This window comes from uncultured Croceicoccus sp. (assembly GCF_947496385.1).
Lineage (GTDB): Bacteria > Pseudomonadota > Alphaproteobacteria > Sphingomonadales > Sphingomonadaceae > Croceicoccus.
On record NZ_CANMCP010000049.1, the window covers coordinates 1 to 469 of the forward strand.

At 57.8% G+C, this 469-nt stretch carries 2 protein-coding genes; both read right to left on the reverse strand.

Annotated elements, in window-relative coordinates; translation table 11 throughout:
* A partial coding sequence (locus Q0897_RS16180) for a transposase (protein ID WP_366519953.1) occupies positions 1–95 on the reverse strand: 95 nt, incomplete at its 3' end.
* Positions 96–97: 2 nt separating this feature from the next.
* Positions 98–358, reverse strand: coding sequence for a transposase (locus Q0897_RS16060; protein WP_299310435.1), 261 nt, complete (start codon positions 356–358; stop codon positions 98–100).
* Positions 359–469: the final 111 nt, after the last annotated feature.

A 469-nucleotide genomic window follows, 5' to 3' on the forward strand; every position in this document is an offset into this window, starting at 1 on the left:
GCCAAAGTCACGGCAATGGTCTCCCAGACGCCGGCTTCGCTCCATTGCCGGAACCGGCGATAGATGGTGTTCCAGCTCCCGTATTTGGGCGGCACTGTCAGTGCCCCCGCCAGAGGTACATCATCTCGCCGTTCATGCGGACATACATCTCATCGAGATGCCATTGCCATTTTTGGAAGCCGCGCATCCGGTTAACTCGCTGGCGGCGAATGTCGGCCGCGAATATCGGACCGAACCTGTTCCACCAAAACCGCATCGTCTCATGGCAAATGTCGATGCCGCGCTCGGACACAAGATCCTCGACGTTCCGCAGCGAAAGCGGAAATCGGACATACATCATCACGACCTGTCGGATCACCTCTGGCGAAGAATGGAAATACCGGAACGGGCTGACTAGGCCGTAGACTCATAACGCGGCGCACCAGATTCGTGCACAGATGAGCTTGACGGCGGCGAGATAGTTGTCGGG